Raw genomic sequence first — 23,559 nt, forward strand, 5'->3', positions numbered from 1 at the left:
CGCCATGCATACCAAACAAGAAATTTTGGAAAAATTGACCGGGATTCAATCCTCGCGAAAAAGCTATTACAGTGAGCTCGTCTATCTAATCGAGGAGATGAAAAAGAAAAACAAGCAGCTCGCCGTCATAAACCAGCTCACACAAATCCAAATCAACGCCACCTGGCAACAAACCACCAGTTATATCGCTGCACAGCTCTCGCAAATTCTTGTGTTCGAGCATTTTGCCTTGACTATCGTGAAGGGAGGCATGCTCTCCTCCTATCTTGCCAAGTGGACTGACGGAGATTGGCAGTGCCATACGCTGACACAGACCGTTTCTGTGGAAGCCCCTGTGCTCACCGGGCAGGTGCATCTTACCCTTGCCGAAGTGCTGCCTGAGCATCACGCCACCTCTGTTCCGTTGCGCAGTCAGTTGAATCAGAGCTTTGGTTTTTTGACGCTCTTACGCCAAACAAAGCAGCTAGCAGATCGGGACGAAGCCGAATTGATCCAGCTCGTCGCCAGCCATGTCGGCGTCGTCGTAGAAAACAGCCTGCTTTTTCAAGACGTGAATGAAAAGATCAAAATCGAAGCCCAACTGATTCAATCCGCAAAAATGGCGGCGATTGGCGAGATGGCTGCCGGCATTGCCCATGAGCTGAACAGTCCGCTCACGGCCATCCTCGGAAACTCTCAATTGCTCATGCGCGAGATGACAGATGCCCCAGAGGCTCCCTTGATGAAAGACATCTATCAATGCGGGGTGCGCTGCAAAAAGATCATTCAAAACCTGCTCACCTTCTCGCGGCAGGAAGAATACTTGTTTTCCACCACCTCTATTGACGAGGTCGTAGAGGACGTACTGGGGCTGATTGGCTACCAGCTATCTGTTTCCGGCTTGACCATAACCCGGGAAATGTCCGAGCCTCCTCTGCTGTTTCATGGAAGTCGTCATCAGATCGAGCAAATTGTGATCAATCTCCTGTTAAATGCACGAGACGCTGTGGCAGGCGGGGAATCACCACTCATTGTCATCCGTTCCTTCCTCGTACAAGAGGAGAATAGCTCTTACGTGGGCTTATCCGTCTACGATAACGGCACAGGCATTTGTGAAGAACAGCTTTCGCAAATTTTTCAGCCCTTCTTCTCGACGAAGGAACGGACAAAAGGGACAGGTCTCGGGCTTTCCGTCAGTCTTGGAATTGCAGAAGCGCACGGCGGGAAGCTGTATGCCGAAAGCGTGGAGGGAGAGTACAGCAAGTTTACGATGCTTTTGCCACTGTTAGCTGACGAGGAGGACAACGATGGAGAAAAAACAGATTTTGATCGTGGATGATGAAACAGAAGTGACTACCTTTTTCACCTATTTCCTCAAGAAAAAAGACTGCGATATCGTCGTCGCCAATTCTGGCAAGGATGTGGAACGGCTGCTTCACTCGGATTCTGCCGGCTTTCACGCTGCACTTGTGGACCTGAAGCTGCCAGATGCCGACGGATTGACGCTGCTCAAACAGATCAAGGCAGTATTTCCCGCCTGCGAAGTCTTGATCATGACAGGCTACAGTACGATTAAATCGGCTGTGACAGCAATGCAATGGGGCGCGCGCGATTACTTGGAGAAGCCGTTCGACGATCTGGACAGTCTGGAGCAAGTCATCGACGCAGTGCTCTCTTCTTCCAGCAAACAAAGCGATCACCTATCCCAAGAAGCCGCCCAATATGGTATCGTGTATTCATCTGACAGTCCGATGGCCAATGTATGCGCAATTGCCAAAAAATTAGCAAAAAAGGCGATCCATGTGCTTATTGAAGGCGAAACAGGTACTGGCAAGGAACTGATGGCCCGTTTTCTCCACGGAGCGAGCAATCGCGCCCAGCAGCCTTTTGTTGCTTTTAACTGCGGGGCGGTGCCGGAATCCTTGCTGGAAAGTGAGCTATTCGGCTATGAAAAGGGTGCTTTTACCGGAGCGCTCAAATCTCGCAAAGGCTTGTTCGAGCTGGCACATAACGGAACGCTGTTTCTTGACGAGATCGGGGAGGCTCCCCCTTCCATCCAAGTGAAGCTCTTGCGTACGCTAGAGACGGGAGAGTTCATGCGCGTCGGTGGCGAGCAGATCGGTCAGAGCAATATTCGCTTTATTTCTGCCACCAACCGCGATCTGGAGCATGAAGTCGGGATGAATCGTTTCCGCAGTGACCTGTTGTATCGTCTGGAGGGGATCAAGCTGTCGATTCCTCCTCTTCGCGAACGGATTTCGGATATCCCCACAATCGCGCACTACTACCTGCAAAAGCGCAGTGGAGGGCCATGCGAAATCGATCAGGATGCCATCGAGCTCTTGCAGCGCTATGATTGGCCGGGCAACGTCCGCCAACTGATCAACGTACTGAATCAAACCATCGCGTTGCACGAATGCGAACGACTGCGTGCCGAGCATTTGCCAGCGAATTTGCGAAGCCGCACAGTACAGGTGCATCCATCCACTGCCCCCAAACGAATAGAACAAGTCATCGATCACGAATGCGAGCGCTTTGTCGATACGATCGGCCGCCTTGTCACCTCTGTAGACGGGATCGACTTCGATTATTTGATCAAGCGGGTTAAACAGCTCGAAGGCGAGATCGGGCGAACGATTATCGAAAAGGGCTTGACCGAAACGAATGGAAACAGGCAGCTTTTAAGCAAAAAATTAAACATCACCAAACGGACGATTCGTTACATTTTGAACGAAAAAGCATAACGTCTGCATTGGCGCATCTAGGAGGCATTCACGTCGTGGTTCCCGAAAAACCTTTCTCGACCTTGAAAAAAATCCCTGCTGACTTCTCTCTATCTGCCGTTATTGTTGGACTCATCGCCACGATGGTCTCCTATGCAGGACCATTGCTGATCGTCTTTCAAGCTGCCAAAGGTGCCGGACTCAGCGATGCAGTCCTCGCCTCTTGGATTTGGGCCATCTCGATTGGGAGCGGCTTGACGTGCATTGTGCTCAGCATCTGGTTTCGCACCCCGATCATCACGGCTTGGTCGACGCCGGGGGCAGTTCTGTTAGTCACCAGCTTGACAGTATACTCCTTCCCCGACGCGATTGGCGCGTATATTTTTTCAGCCGTGGTCATTACGCTCGTCGGTGTTTCCGGTTTGTTTTCCGTCTTGATGAAATACGTCCCGCAGTCGATTACGACCGCCATGCTCGCGGGGATTCTCCTGTCTTTTGGCGTAGAAGTCTTTGTCTCCATGCAGCACCTGCCCGCCTTGGCTCTGCCGATGATCTTTTGCTATCTGTTCGCCAAACGCTGGTCACCACGGTATGCTGTCGTGCTTACGCTTTTGGTTGGCTTGGTTGTCGCCTTTCTTTTGGGACGTTTGCAAATGGACAATGTCCAGATGTCCCTCGTCCAGCCCGTCTTTACGATGCCGACGTTCTCTCTCGATACGATCATCGGCCTGGGGATTCCATTGTGCATCGTCGCGCTTGCCTCTCAGAACGCCCCAGGAATTAGCGTCTTAAAAGCAGACGGGTACGATACACCTGCTGGACCACTCGTTACGACTACTGGCATCGCGTCGCTTTTGCTCGCTCCTTTTGGTTCACCAGGCATCAATCTCGCGGCAATTACGGCGGCGATTTGCACGGGAAAAGAAGCTCATCCGGATCATACCAAGCGCTACATTGCCGGAATTGCCTGCGGGGGCTTTTACTTACTCTTCGGGATGTTTGGCGCTACGATGGCTTCGGTGTTCGCTGCTTTGCCCAAAGAGTTGATCGCCGTCATTGCGGGCTTGGCTCTGTTTGCCTCGCTCAGTTCCAGCCTCGCACAGGCGATGAGCGAAGCGAAGGAACGCGAATGCGCCTTGGTTACGTTTCTCGTGACGATTTCCGGCATCTCCATTGGCGGAATCGGTGCTGCTTTCTGGGGCTTGATTGCGGGGGTAGTCACCCATCTGATTTTGAATGGCAATGTGAAAAGCTGGTTTGTGAAAAAGAAGAATACGCAGCCGTTGGCATAGCTGCCTGAACATGAGGAGAGAGTCCCGTGAAAAAATGGTTTGGTGTCATCACTCTTTCAGCTTTCCTTTTAATGGCCGGCTCTGCTTGCACGACGAAGGAATCCACACACTCCTCAAGTGGTTTTGCGCTATCGAAAACTTTTTCATCCACAGAAGAAATCACCCAAGACGCCATGGTTATTTTGAAAGGCACCGTTCCCAAAGTATACAAAGAAGAAAAAACCGAATTTCTCGTACTCTACGTGTATGAAGTAGCCGTCGACAACGTGTATCAAAACCTCACCGAGCACCCGATTGAAGCGGGGGATACAATCAAGCTGTATCGCATCGTAGGTTTTCAACCTGCTAAAGATAAAGAGATCGCTCCGATTACGGATCATAAGCAGACTGAAATTCCAGAAGGTGAGTATCTTCTGTTTCTCAACGGAGGTTATGTTGAAGAGGCTGGTCAAGTGAGATGGTTTCCAAACACTCCTAATCAGTTATTTAAAGCGACCGGTGGGGACAGCGGCACCGAGTATAAGAACGTGTTTGTGTCAGACGAGATTCCCTCTATTACGGAAGAGGATGTACTGGATGCAATCTAAGAAACGGCTCCTCGAATGAATCTGAGGAGCCGTTTTGTCTGTTCCCTGAAACTAGCGGTAAAACCCTTGTTCCTCGGCGTAATGTCCCCAATGCGGGCGACTGCCGTCTCGATCCGTAAAAGGATACTCGTCCGACAAGCCCCATGTACTGACCGCTTTCCCTGTTTTTTCTGCGACAGCCGGGTCCGAAGCCAGCGCAACCACTGCCCGACCGATGTACGTAGGTGTTTCCGACATAATGAAGTGCTTATCTTGCTTCACTGCCTCTCTCCACGTCTCTTCTGTCACGCCAAAAAGATCGAGCATCGCTTCAGAGCGCAGGAAGCCCGGTGTTAAAGCCAACGCGGTAACCCCATGTGAGCGCAGGTCCTCTGCCATCGACGCAGCGAGATGAATCGTCGAGATTTTTGCCAAGCTGTAGTACAGATTGCCGCGGTACCGATAGTCGATTCCGTCTGTAATCTCGATGATCAGCCCTTTTTTCTTCGCCACCATGAGTGGAACCGCATAGTGACTGGTGATCATATGCGTATGAATGGCTCGCTCTTGCATCAAAAGGCCGTCTGCCAATGGCTGCTCCCAGAACGGCGTCCCCCAGTGAGTCAACGGATCTCCGCCCCAGATGTCATTGACCAAAAGATCGAGCTGTCCATTTTGCTCCGCTTTTACTCGCTCAAAGAACGCTTTAACCTCTTCTTCCTGCGTATGATCGACTCGCACAGCGATACCGATTCCGCCGCTTGCCGTCACGAGCTCTGCTGTCTCTTCAATCGTCTCCTGTCGCGCCATATCAGAGTGCTGACCACGCACCGTACGTCCCGTCACATATACCGTCGCCCCTGCTTCTCCCAGACTGACGGCAATCCCCCGTCCTGCTCCTCTTGTGCCGCCTGCTACCACCGCTACTTTGCCTTGTAATGGTTTCATTTGTAATGCCTCCTTCTCGATTCATGCATCAAGAATAACGAAGTAAATATGACAACCGCTGTCATATTCGTTACGATACAATCAAAGTAAAATTGTATTTACTTCTAGGAGGGCTTTTTATGCGGGCAGATCGACTTCTTACGATCTTATTGCTCTTGCAAAACCACGGTCGCATGACTTCCAAGCAATTAGCAGAAAGGCTGGAGGTGTCCGGGCGAACCGTTCATCGTGATATGGAAGCTTTGAGTGCGTCAGGCGTTCCCGTCTATGCCCTGCGTGGTGCAGATGGGGGCTGGGCTTTGGCAGAAGGGTATCGCAGTAATTTGACTGGAATGAAAATAGATGAGCTGCAATCCCTGCTCGTAGCGTCCCCTGCTGCCTTGTTGAATGATCTCGGACTGCATGAAAACTATGAAGCTGCTTTTCTCAAGCTGCTGTCCGCGCTGCCAAAAACCGTTCAGCAGGACGCCATCCACGTACGCCAGCTCCTTCATATCGATGGGGCTGGCTGGCATGAATCTACGGAGACGTTTCCGTTCTTGTCCACGGTTCAAGATGCCGTATGGCTTTCCCGCAAGCTGTTCATTCGTTACATGCGCGAGGATGTGCCCGTAGAGCGCATTGTCTGCCCGCTCGGACTCGTCGCCAAGCGCAGCATCTGGTATTTGGTCGCGCAAGTGGACGAGGACATGCGGACGTACCGGATTTCACGACTGTTGGATGCACGGCTGTTAGATGATGGCTTCCTCCGTCCAAGTGATTTCGACCTCGCTTCCTATTGGGAACAATCCACCTTGGACTTCAAGTCCAGTCTCCCGCGATATCCTGCGCGGTTGCTCGTCAAAAAAGAGACGCTGCCTGCTGTAAAACAGGAGCGTTATATAAAAATAGCTTCCACCCAAGCCGCAACAGACGACTGGATGGAAGCAGAGGTTGAATTTCATACACTTGCGTCAGCATGCTCGCTAGTGCTCAGCTTTGGCCCGCACATTCAAGTGTTGGAGCCGCAAGAGCTGAAACGTGAGGTCGCAGAGCAAGCTCGGGCTATACTTCGCCTGTACGAGGTCCAGAATTAGCAAGCACCTTCGTTTCTCGTCCGCACATGAGCAGGACGATTGCTCCCACGATCAGCACTGCGGTAAATACACTAAAAATGAACGTGTAGCTGTAATGATGCGACGAGTAGTAACCGACGAGATACGGCGCGATAATACTGCCGATTCTTCCGACACCAGATGCCATACCAGAACCGGTAGCGCGCAGTGGTGTCGGATAATTTTCCGGCGTGTACGCGTACAAAGCACCCCAGGCCCCCAGATTGAAGAAGGACAAGAAGGCTCCCGTCACCAACAGCTCCATAGTGCCACTGCTTTGTCCAAAAGCGAAAGCCATCACGCCAGTCATGAACAAGAAGGTCGCCAGTGTCCCTTTCCGTCCCCATTTTTCCACGAGATAGGCTGCCGCGAAATAGCCTGGCAGTTGGGCCAACGTCATGATCAGTACGTACTGGAAGCTTTTGATCATCGTAAAGCCTTTATCGACCAAAACAGATGGCATCCATAAAAACATGCCGTAGTACGAGAACGCAATTGCAAACCAGACGACCCACAGCGTAACCGTCTCTTTGCGATGAGACGTCAACAGCTTTCCAACTGGAATCTTCTCAGCCCGCTTTTGAAACTGCGGAGATTCAGGAATGCTCCTCCGAGCAAACCAGGCATACACGACGGGCAACGCCCCGATCATGACAGCCACGCGCCAGCCGTAGTCCGGAATGATGAAATACGCTATGACGGCTGCCGCGATCCAACCGACCGCCCAAAAGCTCTCCAACAGCACAACCGTACTTCCTCGCTTCTCCGGTGGCGCAAACTCATTTACCAGCGTCGAGGCTACCGGCAGCTCGGCACCCAAGCCGAGTCCCATCAGGAAGCGGAACAGCAGCATGGTCGCAAAACCAGTTGCGAAAGCGCTCGCAAAGCTCGCCAAGCCAAACAAGACCAAGGTCAGCAAAAACACTGGCTTGCGGCCAATTCGGTCAGCCAAATAGCCACCTGCAATCGCCCCAATTGCCATGCCGACGAGATTGCCCGTCCCGAGCAACCCGGCCTCTTCCCCTGTCAAACCCCATTCCTGTCGTAATGCCACCATAATAAAAGATAAAAGTGCAACATCCATAGCATCGAACATCCAGCCAAAACCGGCTGCCCAAAAAACTTTTTTGTAAGGCTTTGACATTCTCGTTCCCTGCTTTCCTTTCTTTTGCGCATGATATTCGCGCCTAGTTATCATTTCGCTTTTTCACCCAATATCCTGCTCGCGGAAAAAAGTTCGACTATTGTGATAGTAGGCTTTCCCAAGAAGCTCCATTCTAACCAGACCATGGCGAAAAGGCAGTCCGCTGATTCGTAGAACTGCCATTTTGAAACAAAGAATGATTGATCTTATTGAGGAAGCCGCTGAATGAATCTGTTCATGAGCAAAGAAAGAGAAATCAAGATGGGAGGGTCGTCCGGATGTGGCACATGAAGAGTAACTTGCTGATGAGGGACGATCGCAGTTGATGTGACAATGATTGGTTTCTTGGAACGTGTGCGCAATGTCTCGTACGGCAAGAGAAAATCCATCGCCTGCATTCCCCAGGCAACAGACGTCGCCATCAAGTAATACGTGCCCGGTTTGACACTGGTAAAACAAAAATTGCCTAGCGAGGGCAGCAATGTTCCGTATAAAGGAAGACCTTCTGGTATCGGCTTGGCAAACAATCCAATCAAAATGACGCCTTGAAATGGCTCTGTGGACTCGATTGTTCCTGCAATGGTCATCGGCCGCTCCGGGGACGGATGTAACCGACTCCACTCTGTCAACTGCTGCAAGGAACGGAGACGGTCTTCCGCTAGCTGGGCCGTTTCTCGAAATTCGCTAGGCGATACCCCTACACGCTCCGTAAAACGGGTAGAGAACGTGCCCAGGCTCTGCTGGCCAATTTCCAGACCAATGTCGCGAACACTCATGTTCGTGCGCAGCAGTAAATCCTTTGCCCGTTGGAGTCGCATGGTCGATACGTAATAAAGAGGCGGGAGACCGATTCTTTCCTTAAAAATCCGCGCAAAATGATACTGGCTATACGCAACATGATTCGCCAACCGGGAAAGTGGCAAAGGCTCGTCTAAATGCCGATGTATATAAGCGATCACTTCGTCAATTTCGGTATACCTGTCCATCAATCGAGCTGCCCCTCCCTCTTCTTCACAACCAAATACAGAACGTTTGTTCTAAAATAAAATTTACCATATTTTTCTGAACGATGGAAGGAGTAATTGGCAACACTTACGCTTTCGTTTTCTGCAAACGGATTTCATTCAGAAACGCTTGCATCGTGTTCGTTACAAATGAATCTTTTCTGCGAATAAAAACGGTTGTCACCTCATGATAAGGCTCCGGGATGCGATGTATATGAACTGTTCCGCTCTCAACCAAGTGATGTACTGCCGACTTCGGCAAAATGGTAATGCCGATCCCCGCTGCTACGCCCCCGATAATGGTCTCAAACGTTCCGAATTCCATCACTTTTTTCGGAATCAAGCCCTCTACCTTCATCCAGGTCTCTAACCGTTCTCGATATCCGCAGCCCTTTTTGTAGAGCAAAAGCGCTTTCCCTGTGATATCACTGGCAGTGAAGGAACTGTTTTTCGTTACTAACACCAGTTCCTCTTGAAACACTTGCTCCTGCTCGATCAAAGGATGGTTGATCGGTCCACTCACGAACGCTCCATCCAGCGCGAGATCCAATACTTTTTGTAGCAAATTCTCTGTCACACCTGCCTTGAGAGAGATATCCACATGCGGATACTGGCTGCAATACGAGGATAGCAACCTCGGAAGGGCATTGATCGTCTCGACCATCCCAACCTCCAGCACCCCGGACGGCTCGGAAGCCCGATGAAAGTACTTTTGCATTTCCTCGAATTTGTTGATGATCTCTCGCGAATATTCGAGCAGGCGCTTCCCTTCTGTATTTAAGGTCATGCCTCGCTTGTTGCGATAAAACAAAGGTGTTCCCAGCTCTTTTTCCAGCAGCTTGATCCGTGCCGTCACATTCGACTGAACGTAGCTCAGCTCGGCTGCGGTCTTGCTCACACTGCCCAATGTGGCGACCATCTGGAATATTTTCAAATCATTGATCTCCACGTTTCTCTCCCTCTTTTCATCTATCACTGAAAATGATACATAAAGTTATTATCAATCATTATACTAACATATTTCCATCCAGTATGATGTGGTAAGTCAACTTTGTCAGTTTCAGATTGAAAGGGAGAAATCGCATAATGAACAAGCAACTACTTTTGGGGTCTATTTTCTGCATGGTGGCCAGTATGTCATGGGGGGCGATGTTTCCAGTTGCGCACATCGCGCTGCAAGAGATCGATCCATTTTACTTCTCATTTCTTCGCTATTTTTTCGTAACCATTATTTTGTGCGGTTTGCTCTGGGCAAAAGAAGGCTTATCTGCTTTTCGTTTTGAAGGGCGCGGGAAGTCTCTGCTGTTTTTTGGAACAATGGCGTTTACCGTCTACAATATGGGAGTATTTCTCGGGCAGGATTTGATGGGAGAGCCAGGCACGATTGCAGCTTCCATTATGGAAGTGCTCATGCCGATGATCTCGATTGTAATTTTGTCCATTACCACTAGAAAGCTGCCGCCGTACTATACGTTGGCGACGATTTTGGTAGCTTTGGTCGGAGCTGTCCTTGTTATTACCAATGGCAATCTTACCTTCTTTACTACAGCAAGTGAGCATTTGATTCCGTTGTTCTTTATTTTCATCGGTGTCGTGGGTTGGGTTGTCTACTCGATCGGCGGCGGGCGTTTTCACACGTGGTCTATACTTCGCTACTCCACGTTGACGTGTCTCTTGGGAACAGGCGTGAATTTCGTCATTGTCACGACTTCCTCACTCTTTCAATGGCTTCCGGTTCCTACTGTCGAGACTGTGATGTCCATCAAGTACGAAATGGCCTTCATGGTTCTTTTACCCGGCTTTGTAGCTCTTCTGAGCTGGAATGCAGGCATCAAGCTGCTCACTCCGCTCAACGGCATTTTGTTTATCAACCTGGTTCCGATCACGACCTTTGCCATGATGGCGTTTCAAGGTTATGAGATCAGCCGTTACGAATTGTGCGGCACCTTGCTCGTGATCCTTGCCCTGATCGGGAACAACCACTTCCAAAGAAAGCAACTACAATACCGTTCCGTCACAAAGCAACAACCGAGCGGAAGAAAAGTCCCGTCCATGTAGTCTAAAAAAAGAAGGATAGAAATTCAGGAAGCCCTGAATCTCTATCCTTTTTTCTATCATGGTCGCCGCTACCCTTGCGTGACAAGCATACATTTTTAACAGAAGTGATCCGAATATTGTCCGACTAGTACCTTCGTCGTTTCAATCCAGAGCTTCCGATGCAAAATCGTCGGACCCAATCTTCTTTCCATAAACCGCAACATTGGCTCGTTGTCATGCTCGACAAAGCACATACCAAAGGGAAACGCTGGTTGGGCATGCGCAATGGTTTTCATCAACAGCGTAATTCCTCTTGCCTGCTTCTGATACTTTTCCTGGACAAACATCGTTTTGTACAAAAGCAGATTACCGGCCATTCGCTGTACGATCACCCAGCCAATGACTTTCCCCTGATAGCGCAAGCCTGTACTGTAATCGGGATCGAATTTTCCTTCTTCAAAAAACGGAGACAACAGTGACGTGTACCATTGCCCTTCTCCCTGTTCAATGTCCAGTCGCTCTGCTGGTGTCAGGTCTTTCCATGGAAAGAGGGTAAAACCTTCGGGGAGCGCCAGCCTCTCCACCCACTGGCATTCCCCCAACCGCATCGTGCCCAGTGTGTACATATAGGTTTTTACCTTTGGCAACTGCCAGCCTTCCCTGATCGCAATTTTGGAGAGCCATGAAAAATCTTGTGCTTTGATGAAGCCAGCGAACTGCCCATCGCTGATGCCTTGCTCTCTCATTTTTTGCTCAGCGTACCACAGCAGCTTCATGCCCATTCCCCGCCGTTGATGCCCCTCTGCTACCACAAGCTCGATGATCTTGGCCTGTCCTTCGTTTACAGCGGATCGCCCCAACACGATGCCCGCAGGCTGATTATTGTTAGAAGCCCCGAATCCCCAAACAGATGAGCTGTTGATCTGCTCCAGCAACTCCAGGTGTTTGGGATGCACCAACGATTTATACGCCCGTGCAGTGCTGGCAGTCAGTTCCTCTAGTTGCAATGTTCGTACCTCCTCGATGGACTTTGGCTTACTCATTGCTTGGGTTTTACAGATGCTGTTGCTGTCCCTTGTATCAGATTCCCGGCCTTATCCCTCATGAAGCCTGGTTCAAAGGAAACCTTGCTCTGTTCCGTGATGAGAGACCCGAACGTGTTGTAGAACGTATCCTGGAACGTTACGCGAATGGTGTTTCCTGACACCTGGAATTTGGCATACGCCGTTACCTCTCTCTTGTCGTCAAATTTCCCGGAAGGTGAGAATAACAACCGTAAATTGGGATTTGGGTCATTACGAAGTGGTTCTGACGCCGACAATGTATAGGATGTTCCCTCTTCGGTGACATCTGGAGACAATTGTGGGTAGGTAGCGTCAAAGCCGACACTAATCTCCTCTGTATCCAGCAAATCTGCACCCCGATACAGCTTGAACACTGCATAAGAGTTGTCATCTTCTGTTACCGTTGGTTTAGCCTTGATCGTCACTCCATAATCTCCATGGGTCATTTCCAGCAAAGACTCGTCGACCTCGACCGTGATGTACTCCTTTTCATTGAGTACAAAACGATCCAACTGGTTGTCGTATTTGTACGAGAGAGGCTGGTTTTTTACAGATACCTCAAGATATTCGCTCAATACCCTTTTGTCCATTGCTGGCTCCCATTTGTCGGCAATCGTAACTTGACGGGAATGGGTCGGAGCAATCGGCAGCTCGATCTCGGCATCAGGCAAACGATCTATGCGTGGGTTGTTGAACAATATTTGAGCTTTTGCTACATAGGACATCCAGTGTGTTTTTTCTGGACTTTCACTTAGAAGCTCGACCTTGGAATAAGCCGCATTGATCATTTCCAAAGTGACCTTGGGCCTCAGTTCGATCATATCATTCGTTGTATAAAGCCCCTCGACTGCTTGTTGAGCTTCTTTCAGCAGATTTTTTCCGTTATCCAATAGCTCCTGTGCCTTTTGGATGTCCGCTAGCAGCAATACCTTTGTCTCCGAGCCATCTTTTAGTTTCTCCACTTTCGCCTTCGCTGCATCGATAGTGCTCTGTGTCACTTCCGATTTTAGCGCTGTCTGGTTTTCATCAGCGAACAGGTCACGAACGGCTCTTTTTGCTCCGACTAGGAGCATGTCGTCATACTGCTCCTGTGCCTTACCAATAAGAGCAAGCAGACCTGGCTTTTCCGACACGCGATCGTCCAGCTTCTCCACCAGCGTTTTGGCAGCATCAATGGTTTCTTGGGTAACATCAGGCTTCAAATCAGTCATATCCGGGTTCGTAAAAAGTCCCTCGACAGCCTGTTTCGCTTCCTCCAGCAGATTTTTTCCGTTATCCAAGAGTGTTTGAGCTTTCCCGATATCGGCAAGCAGACCTGGCTTTTCCGAGACACGATTGTCCAGACCCTCGACCAGCTTCTTCGCATCATCAATCTGTTTCTGGGTCGTTCCTGCCCGCAGTTCTTCTTTCTTCCCATCCGTAAACAGCTCTTCGACTGCTCTCTTCGCTTTTAACAGAGCCGGGATCGGCGGGGGATCGATTGGGGATGGAATCACAATGACAGGGTCTTTGAAACGGATGGAAAAACTGTCACTCGTTACATCTTTCTGTGCGCGCTTGATGTTTCGCTTGTCGATCGTGAAGCTGACCTCTTTTACAGTGTCTGCGACTGAATGCTTTCTGGCCTGTCCTGTAAACAAAATAGTGAGCTCGTCATCACTCTCTTGGTTGACCTCAATATCAAGCCCATCAGGCAGATGATGTACCTCGATATCATCGGCAGACAGTTCGCCAAGGAACTTGCCGTTAGACAGCTTAAGCGTTTGTTTTGCCGTGATGCTGCCATCATTTGCTCCTGCCTCTTCTATCACCGCCTCACTGACAGAAAGCGCGGGCAAATCAGGCAGCTCGGCTCCATCTATGGCTATCTCAAAGACGGCTTCCGCATCGTCCATTTTTGCCGTAATTTCTACTAAACCTTCTTTCTTGGCTGTTACCTTGCCCTCAAAGTTGACGAAGGCAATTCGTCTATTGCTAGAGCTCCAGATCAACTCCCGTCCTGTGACGATGCGGTCATGCTCATCCCAAGCAACCGCGACCAGTGTCATTGTCTTGTCCGTTTTATCTTCCGTTGATAACTCTGCATCTTTTGCCATCGCTACCAGCTCGATTCGCTCTGCTTTTGTCCCTTTCTCAGCGATCACGAATGGTTCAAATTCCTCTTCCTCACCGTCATACTGCAAGCGCAGGGAAACCGTCTGTTCTTTTTTTGCTGCACGAAACGGTGAAAAACTGAGCAAAACAAGCTGCTCTTCCTCTAGCCAGACAAAGCTTTTGATTTTGATCCTTGTGGGCTTTTGATCATCTATAGCGGCCGTCAAACGGAAATCCTTTGCAGCAGGTGTCTTGTCTGGAGCAGTCTCCAGTCGATAAGCAATAAAACCGTTAGTCGCTGTATGCCCCTCTGACTCTAGCAAGGACTCCCATGACTGGTTCTCTTCCTCTACGACTTCCTCTGATGCCTCTCGTACTTCCTCGTCTGTTTGGTCTTCTGCTACTGACGTACTGGCTGTCCCGATTGTCTGGATTTCTTTAATCGGATAAGACACGGCTGCATAGGCATTGCCGACAAAAGAAAGCAAAAAACCAGTGGAAACAACGGCAGTTAAGATTGTTTTGGCTTTTGGCTGCTGTTTGCCCATATGTAAATACCCCCTCTTTTTCTTCTGTATGACAAAACAATGCAAACTAATGCTATCAGAGGAGGAAATGAAAAAAACCTAACAAAAGTTAGGTTTTTGACGTACTTTTTTAAACGAGTAGCAGATCGACAAAAGAAGCTTGATCCAGCTTACCGAAAAACTCCTGAAGATTGATATCAGCCAGTCGCTCACTAATAGAGGAGCGATCGTACGGCGTATCTCGCAGCACTGCTTCCAACTCTGCTACATCGCGTACACCGAAGAAATCCCCGTATATTTTCGCTTCTTTAATCTTGCCTTTTTCAATATCAAGCTGAATCTCCACGGTACCGATATCGAAACGTTTGGATTGACGGTAATTGCTTTTCGGTGATTTGCCGTAGTTCCACTCCCAAGTCTGATAACGGGAACGGGAAAGCTCGTGGATTTTCTCCCAATCCTCGTCAGTCAGCTTGTATTCTTCGATCTCTCCTTCTCCAAAAATTGAATGGAGAACCGCCAGACGGAACTCTTCTATGGTCATCTTATCCACCAAAAACTCCGAAATGTTGGCGACGCGGCTGCGAATGGATTTGATCCCCTTGGACTGGATCTTCTCTGCGTTTACCTTCAGCGCAGACACGACGTTTTCCATCTCCGAATCAAAAAGCAGCGTGCCGTGGCTGAACATACGTCCTTTGGTCGAATACTGCGCATTGCCAGAAATTTTCCGTTCCCCGACCTGTATGTCATTTCGTCCAGTCAGCTCTGCTTCTACCCCTAATGTTTTCAAGGCTTGTACAACGGGAGCCGTGAATTTGCGGAAATTGTGGAAGGACTCGCCGTCATCATTCGTAATAAAGCTGAAGTTAAGATTGCCCAGATCGTGATAAACCGCACCGCCGCCAGACAGTCTGCGAACGACGTGAATGTTCTTTTCCTCTACATAGGTCGCATTGATCTCTTCAATTGTGTTTTGGTTTTTCCCGATAATAATAGAAGGTTCATTGATATAAAACAGCAAGTAGTCGTCACTGTTGGGCAAATGCTTTAGAGCATACTCCTCAATCGCCAAATTGATGCGCGGATCTGTAATCCCTTGATTATCGATGAATTTCATTAGATAGCCTCCATCTGTAAGCGTTCTATCTTTCTATCATACCATTTCCTGCTGGTCTGTATTGCTTTCGAATCAGCTATGCAGGAAGCCTTTTTTCCTTTTCTAATTTTTTTGTAGATTTTTTGAAAATCCTCTATAAAAACGTTTTCATATTGTCGATAATTGACGTAAGTCTAGGGGCAATCATCTTGGTGTTTTCTTTTCTAGATGAAATACTATGGATCAACGAGGTGTTCTTTATGAAAACAGCCAAGTTCTCCCGTTCAAGATCTCTACGTACGAAGCTCGTCCTGTTATGTCTCCTGCTATTGGCGCTTCCATGCCTTAACATCGGAATTCAGGGCTATTATTCTGCGAGCTACAGCTTGGACGACCTGGGCAGCCGCATCTTAAAAAACAACGTGAACTTGACGATTGAAATGATTGATGTTCTCCAGAAACAGGTCGAAGCTGGGAAAATCAGCAAAGAAGATGCGCAAGAGCAAGTAAAAATTCACATCCTCGGGCCTAAGCAATCAGATGGAACCCGCTCGATTAACAAAAATGTCGATTCCGGTGCTAGTGGATACATGTTCGTTCTGGATGAGAAAGGTGTCATGCTCGCCTCTCCTTCTATTGAGGGAAAGAATCAATGGGATGCAAAAGATCCTGATGGTATCTTTTTTACCCAAGAAATGATTAAGCGTGGTCAGGAAGGTGGCGGCTTTACATACTATCAGTGGTCGAAGCCAACGGAGCCAGATGTTCTCTATCCGAAAATCGCCTACTCCAAGCTAGACCCTCACTGGGGATGGATCGTAAGCGCAAGCAGCTACATGGAAGACTTCAATGCCGCTGCTGAAAGTGTACTGTCTGATTTGCTGATCGTGCTGGGAATCTCCTTGATCGTCGGATTCGTCGTCTCGTGGTATGCCTCCGGGTTCATTTCCAAGCCGATTGCTCTGGTTGCCGAGCGCGTGAAAGAAATTGCCGGTGGTGATCTGTCCGGGAAAGACATCGTCGTAAAAAACCGTGATGAAATCGGACAATTGGTACATGACGTGACCCATATGACAGAGAATCTGCGCCAGCTCATCTCTCGTGTCCGCATCAGCTCTCTGCACGTCGCTTCTACCTCTGAGGAGCTGACGGCGAGTGCAGAACAGACGAGCAAGGCAACCGAGCAAATTGCCGTCACGATGCAAGAGATCGCCATCGGAGCAGAAGATCAGTCCAAAACGATCGATGGAACGGTCAAGACGATCAACGACATGTCCTCGCGTCTGCAACAAATTGCATCCAGTTCCGAACAAGTCTCTCTGACAGTCGATACAGCGAACATGCTGGTCTCAAGCGGCAATGAAGCGATTGGCGGTGCCATCGCTCAAATGAATTCCATCAACACTACTGTTCTCGAGTTGGCAGAATCAATCAAAATGCTTGGTCACCGCTCTTCAGAAATCAGCAACATTGTTGAGGTCATCACATCCATTGCCGAACAAACGAACCTGTTGGCGCTAAACGCTGCGATCGAAGCTGCCCGTGCTGGAGAGCATGGACGTGGATTTGCTGTTGTCGCCAATGAAGTACGTATCTTGGCCGAGCAATCAGCAAAATCTACTCAACAGATTAAAGACCTCATTAGCGCGATTCAGGTCGATACGAACAAAGCCGTATACGTGATGGAGACGACGACATCTGAGGTTTCGGCTGGAATCGAAGTCGTACATGAAGCTAGCAAGGCCTTCCAGGAAATTTTGTCTGGAACGACAGAAGTAGCACGTCAGATTCAGCAAGTTACCACTGCTACTCATCATATGACAAGCGGAGCAGAGCAAGCTGTCCATTCCATTGAAGCGATTGCCACCACTGCGGAGACAACGGCTTTCGGAACACAAAACATTTCGGCTGCCGCTGAACAACAATTAGCCTCTATGGAGGAAATTTCGTCCTCTGCTGCTTCCCTGTCAAAAATGGCGGACGAGCTGCATGAATCCATTCAGCAATTTAAGGTGTAACAACGATCATCTCTCAAACGAAAAAGGCTGCCTTTGCTGGTCATCCCTGACATCGCAAACGCAGTCTTTTCCTTTCCATATCAGCCTATTTAAGCCCGAGGCGGTTGCTCCGCTTCCCACGCAATCGCAATCGTCGTACCCTGCCCGATAGCTGTTTTCACTTCGATTGAACCACCAAACGCTTCCACTAATGCTTTTGTAATGACCATCCCAAGGCCAGAGCCCTCCGTGCGGGACTCGGTGTCTGTGCCACGATAATACCTCTCGAAAAGTCGTTCCGCTGTTTCTTCATCCATCCCGCTTCCATTGTCGCTAAAAATGAGCACAACTGAAGATGGCTCGACTGCCTGTACACTGATGGACACAATCGTACCGCTCTCGTTGTGAATCAAGGCATTGGCAACCAGATTATCCACGATTCGCTGAAACCATGGCTTGTAGACGAGCATGTAAACAGGTTCGGCAGAGGGGATAAACCGGATGCAGCCTTCCGGGTACAAGGGATGTTTTGCTGCTTCCGTGATGGCTTCCGCTGTGCAACCATTCAGGTCAACGAGTTCGACTGTAGGAGCACCTTGTCCGTTCCTCAATCGATATGTCAGCGCCAAATCGTTGATCAAGTCTTCCATATACGCTGACTTGTCCAAAATAATTTTGGCGAAAGTATGTACCTCTTCTGTCGTCCACGTATACTCAGCATTTCCTAACAGATGCGCGTAGCCTTTGACAGAGGACAGCGGCGTTTTTAGATCATGGGAAACACCGGCGATCCACTCATTTCTCAATTGCTCTGTTTCTTGACGCAGCTTTTCGTTGCGGGAAAGCGTTTGCGACAAGGAATCCATCGAGTCAATCACATCTTGGTAGATACGGTATTTACGCTTTCTCTTCCCTCGGTTGTCTTGGCTGAGCGGAACACCATCCGCATTGGCAGGCTCCTCGTACTTTCCTCCACGCAGAAAGGTCAGCCATCGTAAAACATGAACAATCGGTGCGCCAAATCGCTGTCCGAACAAGTAGGACACAATCCCGAAGACGAACATCGCTGACAAGAGTAACACGCCCATCCCGATGAAAAGGGCCTTACTTTCCGGTGTCAAAAGCGGTTCTTCCCCGGGAGTCGTTCCTGGCAACGGAAAACTGAGCACCCAGGTTTGTCCGCTGTTTTGATCATAATGCGATACGATTGTTGCTCCGTAGCGATCCGGGTATATCGAGCGCAGCGCCAGTTCTTCCACCGAGAAATCCTTGATCGCTTTTGCAGGCTTATTGAAGGAAGCCAGCTCCTCTCCCTTCGGGTCCAGGAGCTGCACCCACCCCGATTTACTCTTCAATTGATTTTGGATGCTTGGAGGAAGCACGATCTCGTTATTTTTAAAATCAGCCTCCTTCATCGCCTGCTGCAAAAAGTCGTCATCGCGGTTCGTCATCCCATACAGCAAGGTGTGTACCACGCCGTCTTTTTCCTGTATCCATAGCGATAGCTGATACGGAAACGGGCTTTTTCGTAGCCAATAAGCCGTTAATTGACCAGGACCGTAGTAGCTGGGTACGTCAGGCGGGGTAAAGAAAGAGTCGGTGACATAACCCTTTTCATCAATCCGCTGAAGCCACCCTCCGCTATCCCGCACCTTCTCCAGCAGCGTCGGGTCAAAACGGACATCCTCTCCCTCTACTTCAATGGTCTGGATCAGCCTCTGCAAGCCGACACTTTCAAATTGACGGGAGGACTGTACTTTTGACATTTCTTCCAGTGTCCAATATAACGTAAACCCGGCTAGCACAAAGAGAATGAGGCCAACCAGCACCAGCCACATGATGAGATGGAGCGCGATTCTACTCTTAATATTCATTAGGAAGGCCCTTTTTCACCATTTTGTACCCGAGTCCCCTGACGTTCACCAAAAACTCCGGCTGCGCTGGATCGGGCTCGATGCGCTCCCGAATCCGGTGGATATGTACCATGATGGTGTTGTCGTCACGTAAGCTATTCACGCCCCATACTCGTTCGTACAGCTCGCTTTTCGAAAATATCCGATTCGGATTTTTGCACAAAAATAGCAACAGTTGGAAAACAAGGGATGGACAAGGAATGACTTTCCCCTCCACACAGAGCTCCCCTGCTGCTTCATAGACTTGAAAACGACCAAAATCATAGACACCTTGAACGGGTGCTGTCGGTACGACCGGGTTCGGTTTGCGCGTACGGCGAAGCAATGCCTTGATGCGTGCGACAATTTCCATCGGATTAAACGGCTTCGTCACGTAATCATCTCCGCCAACGGCAAATCCGGTCAGCTTGTCAAAATCGGTATCTCTTGCACTCAAGAACAAAATCGGCGCATCCGTCAGACGGCGGATGAATGGGCAAGCCTCTATGCCGCTCATGTTCGGAAGCGTTACGTCCAGGACGATCAGGTCATAGCTTTTTCGCTCGCAAGCACAAAGCGCCTCCTCGGACGTTTTCACCTTGTCGATCGAGTGGAATCCTTCTTTGTGCAGTACGGTCTCAAGCAATTGGAGGATGGCTTGCTCATCGTCCACGAGAAGGATAGCTGCATCTTTCACGATCACTTCGCTCCTTTTGCGCTTTTGCGTTATCCTCCATTTTATCATGCGTAGTGTCAGCGCGCGTCCGCAACAACCTTAACGGAATCATAATTTTGCGTACGTTCGAATTAAGCATCCTGTAAGCCAGCGTTTCGTGTCCGATAAGAGTCGCTTTCTATAATAGAGCTAGCGCTTAGAACAAGATAGGAGTGGCGACATGAAAAAAGTTTGGATTTCACTCGGTGTAGGAGCAATTCTTTTGACAGGATGTGCTGCGCAATCAGAAGCAACCGCAATCCCCTCTACTACTGAATCCCCCACGAAGAAAGGTGAAGGTGCAAAGACGATGACGGTTAAAGCGGAATCTTTTGTGCAAGCGCTCCTTAACGGAAAAATAGAGGATGTATATGAGCAAACAAGCTCGTCATTCAAGCAGCAGGTTTCAAAAGCACAGTTTGTAGAAGGGTATACTGCTTTTAGCTCGGGGTTGAAGTCGTGGAATCACTATTCCCGCACGTCCGTAAATGGCAGCGATTATGACACCTGGGTGGATCAGGACGCCAAACGGGGCCTCGTCCTTACGACGGATGAAAAAGGGAGCATTACGGGCGTTTTATTAAAGCCGCTGCAAAGCTACCCTGACACCGACAATGCTTTGACAAAGCTGGCGTACAGCGCACCGTTTACAGGTGAGTGGTATGTGTTCTGGGGAGGTCAGAATGTCCTTTCGAACTATCATTACGAGGTAGAGAGCCAACGCTATGCATACGATCTGATTCAGGTTAAAGACGGATTATCCTACAAGGGGGACCCTGCGAAAAACGAGAGCTACTTCGCATTCGGGCAAGAAATACTCGCACCACAGGCAGGAACCGTCGTACATGTCGTCAATGATCTCAAGGATAATGTCCCTGTCGGAGCGATGAACGCACAGCAACCCGCTGGCAACGTCGTCATCCTCGATCATGGCCATGGAGAATTCAGCTACTTCGCCCATCTGAAGGAAGGCTCCGCCAAGGTAAAGGTTGGCGATCGTGTGAAGAAAGGGGATTTGCTTGGGCTATGCGGCAACTCTGGCAATTCCAGCGAGCCTCATCTGCATTATCAGGTCTCTGACGGCAAAGATTTGTTCAATAGCAAATCCATTCGTGTGCAGTGGGAGAACGGATTGAATCCGCGTCAGGGTGACAGCATTCCTGCACAATAAATCGTATAGCTGTTAAACAGCGGCAGTGCATCCTTTTGTCTTGTATCCAAAGAGATGGACTGCCGCATTCTTTTAGAGAACAATATCATACTCCATGATCTTCGCAGTCTGTTCTGCTACTTCCACGCCTACTAATCGTTTGATGATGTGAAAGGACATATTGATACCCGCTGAGATTCCAGCAGAGGTGACGATCTTTCCTTCATCCACGAATTTTACTCCTTTTTGCACAACGACTTCTGGAAATTCCTTTTCCATTCGATCGAGACTGGCCCAATGGGTCGTTGTTTTTTTGCCTGATAATAAGCCTGCTTTTGCAAGTAAAAAGGCTCCTGTGCAGACAGAGGCCATCAGCTCCACCTGCTGCATTTGCTCACGAATCCATTGGATCACCTGCTCATTATGTACTAGTTCATGTTTGGATATATTTTACAAAAGGTATTTGCGAACATCTCTAGTTTTTTTAGCTGTAAGATTCTGCTAGAGTCATTGATAGAAGAAAAAATAATGGAGGAGGTCCGCTGTCTGATGAGTACCAGCCCGAATATTATAGAGGTCGCGTCCCTCATAGGAGAACCATCCCGCGTCTCCATCCTGGTCAGCCTGATGAACGGCAAGGCACTCCCCGCCAGTGAACTCGCACGAACCGCAAAAGTCACCCCCCAAACGGCAAGCACGCATTTGGCAAAGCTGGTGGAAGGCGGCCTTTTGGTCAGCGAGTCACACGGTCGACACCGCTACTATCGACTAGCCAGCCCTGATGTCGCCCATGCCTTGGAATCGTTAATGACGATCGCTGCACCAAAGCCTGTTCGTTCCTTGCGCGAGTCCGACCAATTGCGAGCCATCCGCTATGCTCGCACCTGCTACGACCATCTCGCAGGCGAAGTGGGGGTTGCCCTGACGCAGAAAATGCTGGAACTACAGTTGATTGAAGCCACCGAACAAGACTACGTGCTCAGCGAAGCGGGAAAAGCCAAGCTGCAATCACTCGGCGTAGACCTTGTGGCCAAGCCGAAGAGCAGACGTCGCTTTGCCCGTCCGTGTTTGGATTGGAGCGAGCGTCGCCACCACTTGGCAGGCAGCCTCGGGGCCTCACTCACCAACCGATTTTTTGAGCTTGGCTGGATCGAGCGAGTGCCAGGAGGGAGAGCAGTCCGTGTCACGCCGTTAGGCATCTCTGGATTTATGACCGAGTTCGGACTGCATGTAGATGAATGCAAAAAGCACAGCTAGCTACTCAGCCAGCCGTGCTTTTTCACTTACTTGCCTTCGCGGAGCAAACGTCCAATTCACCAGGAAAATCCCTGCGAAAATCAACAATCCTCCCACATACACCTGCCAGTGCACTACCTCACCCAGCAACACCCAACCTGACAAAACACCGAAGAACGGAGCGAGGAACAAAAAAGCACTCGTCCTGCCCGGATCTCCGTGATTCAGCAAGTAAAACCACGTCGCAAACTGCACAATGGAAGCCATGATCGCGAGCCAGAGGACGACGAACACAGCGGTCGGTGTCACAATCAGCTTCGGCGTTTCCAGCGTGAACCCCATCACGAGAAGAAGAACTCCTCCGAACAGCATCTGATAGGCTGTCATCACCCACACATTGAAGCGGACTCCCCACTTTTTCACGAGAATCGTGGCCATTGACCACGCAAGGGCGGACCCGATACCAAACAGCGTCCCCGTCTCCCATTGCAAATGGAAGCCAAGCGTGATGAACACCCCAACCAGTCCAATCAGAACTCCCATCCATTGCGTCAGCCGATAGGATATTCCTAGAAACAACGTTCCCCATATGACCACGAGCAGTGGATTCATAAATGTCAGGATCGAGGATTCACCCGCTGTGATCGTACGCAGACTCAAAAAGATACATCCCATGACGGCAGCCGTCTGCAAAAATCCGATCAAACACAGCTTCCCCCAGTCACCCGCCGACTTGGGGAGCGGCTTTTTCCATACCCACGCGCCCATGATCAGTCCTGCCAACGTAAAGCGCAGCCCTACCAGCAGCAATGGTGAAAAATAGGCCAATCCAATCTTTCCTACCGCAAAAGACGAGCCCATCAATGATGTTGTCACGACGACAAGTATCCCGAACAAAATTTTATTCATGGCGTTGTTCCCCCGTTTCAGGCAAGCTACTTGTTTCTTCTTACATGTAGTGTACCTGACGGTTAGTTCGATGAGGGTCGAAGTGTGCA

At 49.5% G+C, this 23,559-nt stretch carries 19 protein-coding genes and 1 pseudogene; 9 read left to right on the forward strand and 11 right to left on the reverse strand.

Translation table 11 applies throughout. The features are described from left to right. The first annotated feature begins 4 nt into the window (after positions 1-4). The 4 genes from HP568_RS10440 to HP568_RS10455 are packed head-to-tail and all read left to right on the forward strand — an operon-like array spanning position 5 to position 4,581. A complete protein-coding gene (locus tag HP568_RS10440) occupies positions 5-1,318 on the forward strand; it encodes a sensor histidine kinase (RefSeq protein WP_048034423.1) in 1,314 nt (437 codons plus the stop codon). Beyond that, positions 1,287-2,723, forward strand: a complete 1,437-nt coding sequence (locus tag HP568_RS10445; RefSeq protein WP_173629033.1) for a sigma-54-dependent transcriptional regulator — start codon at positions 1,287-1,289, stop codon at positions 2,721-2,723. The genes HP568_RS10440 and HP568_RS10445 overlap by 32 nt, the downstream gene beginning before the upstream one ends. 35 nt (positions 2,724-2,758) lie before the next feature. Beyond that, on the forward strand, positions 2,759-3,994 hold the full coding sequence (locus HP568_RS10450) for a benzoate/H(+) symporter BenE family transporter (protein ID WP_048034425.1): 1,236 nt from the start codon (positions 2,759-2,761) through the stop codon (positions 3,992-3,994). A 26-nt stretch (positions 3,995-4,020) separates the two neighbouring features. Further along, entirely contained in the window at positions 4,021-4,581 is a 561-nt protein-coding gene (locus HP568_RS10455) for a hypothetical protein (protein ID WP_048034426.1), read from the forward strand. A 51-nt stretch (positions 4,582-4,632) separates the two neighbouring features. Here HP568_RS10455 and HP568_RS10460 read toward each other — a convergent pair whose 3' ends face one another. Continuing rightward, on the reverse strand, positions 4,633-5,508 hold the full coding sequence (locus HP568_RS10460) for an SDR family oxidoreductase (RefSeq protein WP_173629034.1): 876 nt from the start codon (positions 5,506-5,508) through the stop codon (positions 4,633-4,635). A 119-nt stretch (positions 5,509-5,627) separates the two neighbouring features. Between HP568_RS10460 and HP568_RS10465 the strand changes: the two genes are divergently transcribed. Then, positions 5,628-6,584 (forward strand): helix-turn-helix transcriptional regulator, encoded by a 957-nt coding sequence (locus tag HP568_RS10465; RefSeq protein WP_173629035.1) that lies wholly within the window; start codon positions 5,628-5,630, stop codon positions 6,582-6,584. On the opposite strand, the gene HP568_RS10470 is transcribed toward HP568_RS10465, so the two are convergent. The 3 genes from HP568_RS10470 to HP568_RS10480 all read right to left on the reverse strand — a co-directional run bounded on the left by HP568_RS10470 (position 6,553) and on the right by HP568_RS10480 (position 9,699). Beyond that, positions 6,553-7,746: an MFS transporter gene (locus tag HP568_RS10470; RefSeq protein ID WP_173629036.1), complete on the reverse strand. Its 1,194-nt coding sequence runs from the start codon at positions 7,744-7,746 to the stop codon at positions 6,553-6,555. The two genes, HP568_RS10465 and HP568_RS10470, sit on opposite strands and share 32 nt — an antisense overlap. 206 nt (positions 7,747-7,952) lie before the next feature. Continuing rightward, positions 7,953-8,732: a helix-turn-helix domain-containing protein gene (locus tag HP568_RS10475; RefSeq protein WP_173629037.1), complete on the reverse strand. Its 780-nt coding sequence runs from the start codon at positions 8,730-8,732 to the stop codon at positions 7,953-7,955. Positions 8,733-8,838: 106 nt separating this feature from the next. After that, the gene (locus tag HP568_RS10480) at positions 8,839-9,699 is read right to left on the reverse strand and encodes a LysR family transcriptional regulator (RefSeq protein WP_048034431.1); all 861 of its coding nucleotides are present in this window, start codon (positions 9,697-9,699) and stop codon (positions 8,839-8,841) included. Between the two features lie 137 nt (positions 9,700-9,836). On the opposite strand from HP568_RS10480, the gene HP568_RS10485 reads away from it, so the two are divergent. Continuing rightward, positions 9,837-10,808 carry a DMT family transporter gene (locus HP568_RS10485; RefSeq protein WP_173629038.1) on the forward strand — a complete coding sequence of 324 codons (972 nt, stop codon included), beginning with the start codon at positions 9,837-9,839 and terminating at the stop codon, positions 10,806-10,808. A gap of 95 nt (positions 10,809-10,903) precedes the next feature. On the opposite strand, the gene HP568_RS10490 is transcribed toward HP568_RS10485, so the two are convergent. The 3 genes from HP568_RS10490 to lplA all read right to left on the reverse strand — a co-directional run bounded on the left by HP568_RS10490 (position 10,904) and on the right by lplA (position 15,592). Continuing rightward, positions 10,904-11,830, reverse strand: a complete 927-nt coding sequence (locus tag HP568_RS10490) for a GNAT family N-acetyltransferase (RefSeq protein WP_254551126.1) — start codon at positions 11,828-11,830, stop codon at positions 10,904-10,906. Continuing rightward, the gene (locus HP568_RS10495; protein ID WP_217366523.1) at positions 11,827-14,493 is read right to left on the reverse strand and encodes a toxin Cry1Ac domain D-VI-related protein; all 2,667 of its coding nucleotides are present in this window, start codon (positions 14,491-14,493) and stop codon (positions 11,827-11,829) included. Before HP568_RS10495 ends, HP568_RS10490 begins: the two co-directional genes overlap by 4 nt. Before the next feature lie 109 nt (positions 14,494-14,602). Then, positions 14,603-15,592 (reverse strand): lipoate--protein ligase, encoded by a 990-nt coding sequence (gene lplA, locus HP568_RS10500; RefSeq protein ID WP_173629039.1) that lies wholly within the window; start codon positions 15,590-15,592, stop codon positions 14,603-14,605. A 239-nt stretch (positions 15,593-15,831) separates the two neighbouring features. Between lplA and HP568_RS10505 the strand changes: the two genes are divergently transcribed. Beyond that, the gene (locus HP568_RS10505; RefSeq protein ID WP_048034436.1) at positions 15,832-17,589 is read left to right on the forward strand and encodes a methyl-accepting chemotaxis protein; all 1,758 of its coding nucleotides are present in this window, start codon (positions 15,832-15,834) and stop codon (positions 17,587-17,589) included. A gap of 89 nt (positions 17,590-17,678) precedes the next feature. Here HP568_RS10505 and HP568_RS10510 read toward each other — a convergent pair whose 3' ends face one another. Beyond that, complete coding sequence (locus HP568_RS10510) at positions 17,679-19,442, reverse strand: sensor histidine kinase (protein WP_173629040.1); 1,764 nt, start codon at positions 19,440-19,442, stop codon at positions 17,679-17,681. Beyond that, positions 19,432-20,157 (reverse strand): response regulator transcription factor, encoded by a 726-nt coding sequence (locus HP568_RS10515; RefSeq protein WP_048034438.1) that lies wholly within the window; start codon positions 20,155-20,157, stop codon positions 19,432-19,434. Before HP568_RS10515 ends, HP568_RS10510 begins: the two co-directional genes overlap by 11 nt. 199 nt (positions 20,158-20,356) lie before the next feature. Between HP568_RS10515 and HP568_RS10520 the strand changes: the two genes are divergently transcribed. Next, entirely contained in the window at positions 20,357-21,346 is a 990-nt protein-coding gene (locus tag HP568_RS10520; protein WP_173629041.1) for a M23 family metallopeptidase, read from the forward strand. Between the two features lie 72 nt (positions 21,347-21,418). Here the strand turns inward: HP568_RS10520 and HP568_RS10525 are convergent. Beyond that, positions 21,419-21,754: pseudogene (locus HP568_RS10525) on the reverse strand (DJ-1/PfpI family protein); the annotation flags it as partial. A gap of 120 nt (positions 21,755-21,874) precedes the next feature. Here HP568_RS10525 and HP568_RS10530 point away from each other — a divergent pair. Then, positions 21,875-22,582, forward strand: coding sequence for an ArsR/SmtB family transcription factor (locus HP568_RS10530; RefSeq protein WP_173629042.1), 708 nt, complete (start codon positions 21,875-21,877; stop codon positions 22,580-22,582). On the opposite strand, the gene HP568_RS10535 is transcribed toward HP568_RS10530, so the two are convergent. Beyond that, positions 22,583-23,470 carry a DMT family transporter gene (locus HP568_RS10535; protein WP_173629043.1) on the reverse strand — a complete coding sequence of 296 codons (888 nt, stop codon included), beginning with the start codon at positions 23,468-23,470 and terminating at the stop codon, positions 22,583-22,585. Between the last annotated feature and the right edge of the window lie 89 nt (positions 23,471-23,559).

It is taken from the genome of Brevibacillus sp. MS2.2 (assembly GCF_013284345.1).
Classification (GTDB): domain Bacteria; phylum Bacillota; class Bacilli; order Brevibacillales; family Brevibacillaceae; genus Brevibacillus; species Brevibacillus brevis_C.

What these genes read in the sequence shown, in the direction of transcription:
- HP568_RS10440 (WP_048034423.1), top strand. Translation starts at nt 5, where the DNA reads ATGCATACCAAACAAGAAATTTTGGAAAAATTGACCGGGATTCAATCC.
- HP568_RS10445 (WP_173629033.1), top strand. Translation starts at nt 1,287, where the DNA reads ATGGAGAAAAAACAGATTTTGATCGTGGATGATGAAACAGAAGTGACT.
- HP568_RS10460 (WP_173629034.1), bottom strand. Translation starts at nt 5,508, where the DNA reads ATGAAACCATTACAAGGCAAAGTAGCGGTGGTAGCAGGCGGCACAAGA.
- HP568_RS10465 (WP_173629035.1), top strand. Translation starts at nt 5,628, where the DNA reads ATGCGGGCAGATCGACTTCTTACGATCTTATTGCTCTTGCAAAACCAC.
- HP568_RS10470 (WP_173629036.1), bottom strand. Translation starts at nt 7,746, where the DNA reads ATGTCAAAGCCTTACAAAAAAGTTTTTTGGGCAGCCGGTTTTGGCTGG.
- HP568_RS10475 (WP_173629037.1), bottom strand. Translation starts at nt 8,732, where the DNA reads ATGGACAGGTATACCGAAATTGACGAAGTGATCGCTTATATACATCGG.
- HP568_RS10485 (WP_173629038.1), top strand. Translation starts at nt 9,837, where the DNA reads ATGAACAAGCAACTACTTTTGGGGTCTATTTTCTGCATGGTGGCCAGT.
- HP568_RS10490 (WP_254551126.1), bottom strand. Translation starts at nt 11,830, where the DNA reads ATGAGTAAGCCAAAGTCCATCGAGGAGGTACGAACATTGCAACTAGAG.
- HP568_RS10495 (WP_217366523.1), bottom strand. Translation starts at nt 14,493, where the DNA reads ATGGGCAAACAGCAGCCAAAAGCCAAAACAATCTTAACTGCCGTTGTT.
- lplA (WP_173629039.1), bottom strand. Translation starts at nt 15,592, where the DNA reads ATGAAATTCATCGATAATCAAGGGATTACAGATCCGCGCATCAATTTG.
- HP568_RS10505 (WP_048034436.1), top strand. Translation starts at nt 15,832, where the DNA reads ATGAAAACAGCCAAGTTCTCCCGTTCAAGATCTCTACGTACGAAGCTC.
- HP568_RS10510 (WP_173629040.1), bottom strand. Translation starts at nt 19,442, where the DNA reads ATGAATATTAAGAGTAGAATCGCGCTCCATCTCATCATGTGGCTGGTG.
- HP568_RS10520 (WP_173629041.1), top strand. Translation starts at nt 20,357, where the DNA reads ATGAAAAAAGTTTGGATTTCACTCGGTGTAGGAGCAATTCTTTTGACA.
- HP568_RS10530 (WP_173629042.1), top strand. Translation starts at nt 21,875, where the DNA reads ATGAGTACCAGCCCGAATATTATAGAGGTCGCGTCCCTCATAGGAGAA.
- HP568_RS10535 (WP_173629043.1), bottom strand. Translation starts at nt 23,470, where the DNA reads ATGAATAAAATTTTGTTCGGGATACTTGTCGTCGTGACAACATCATTG.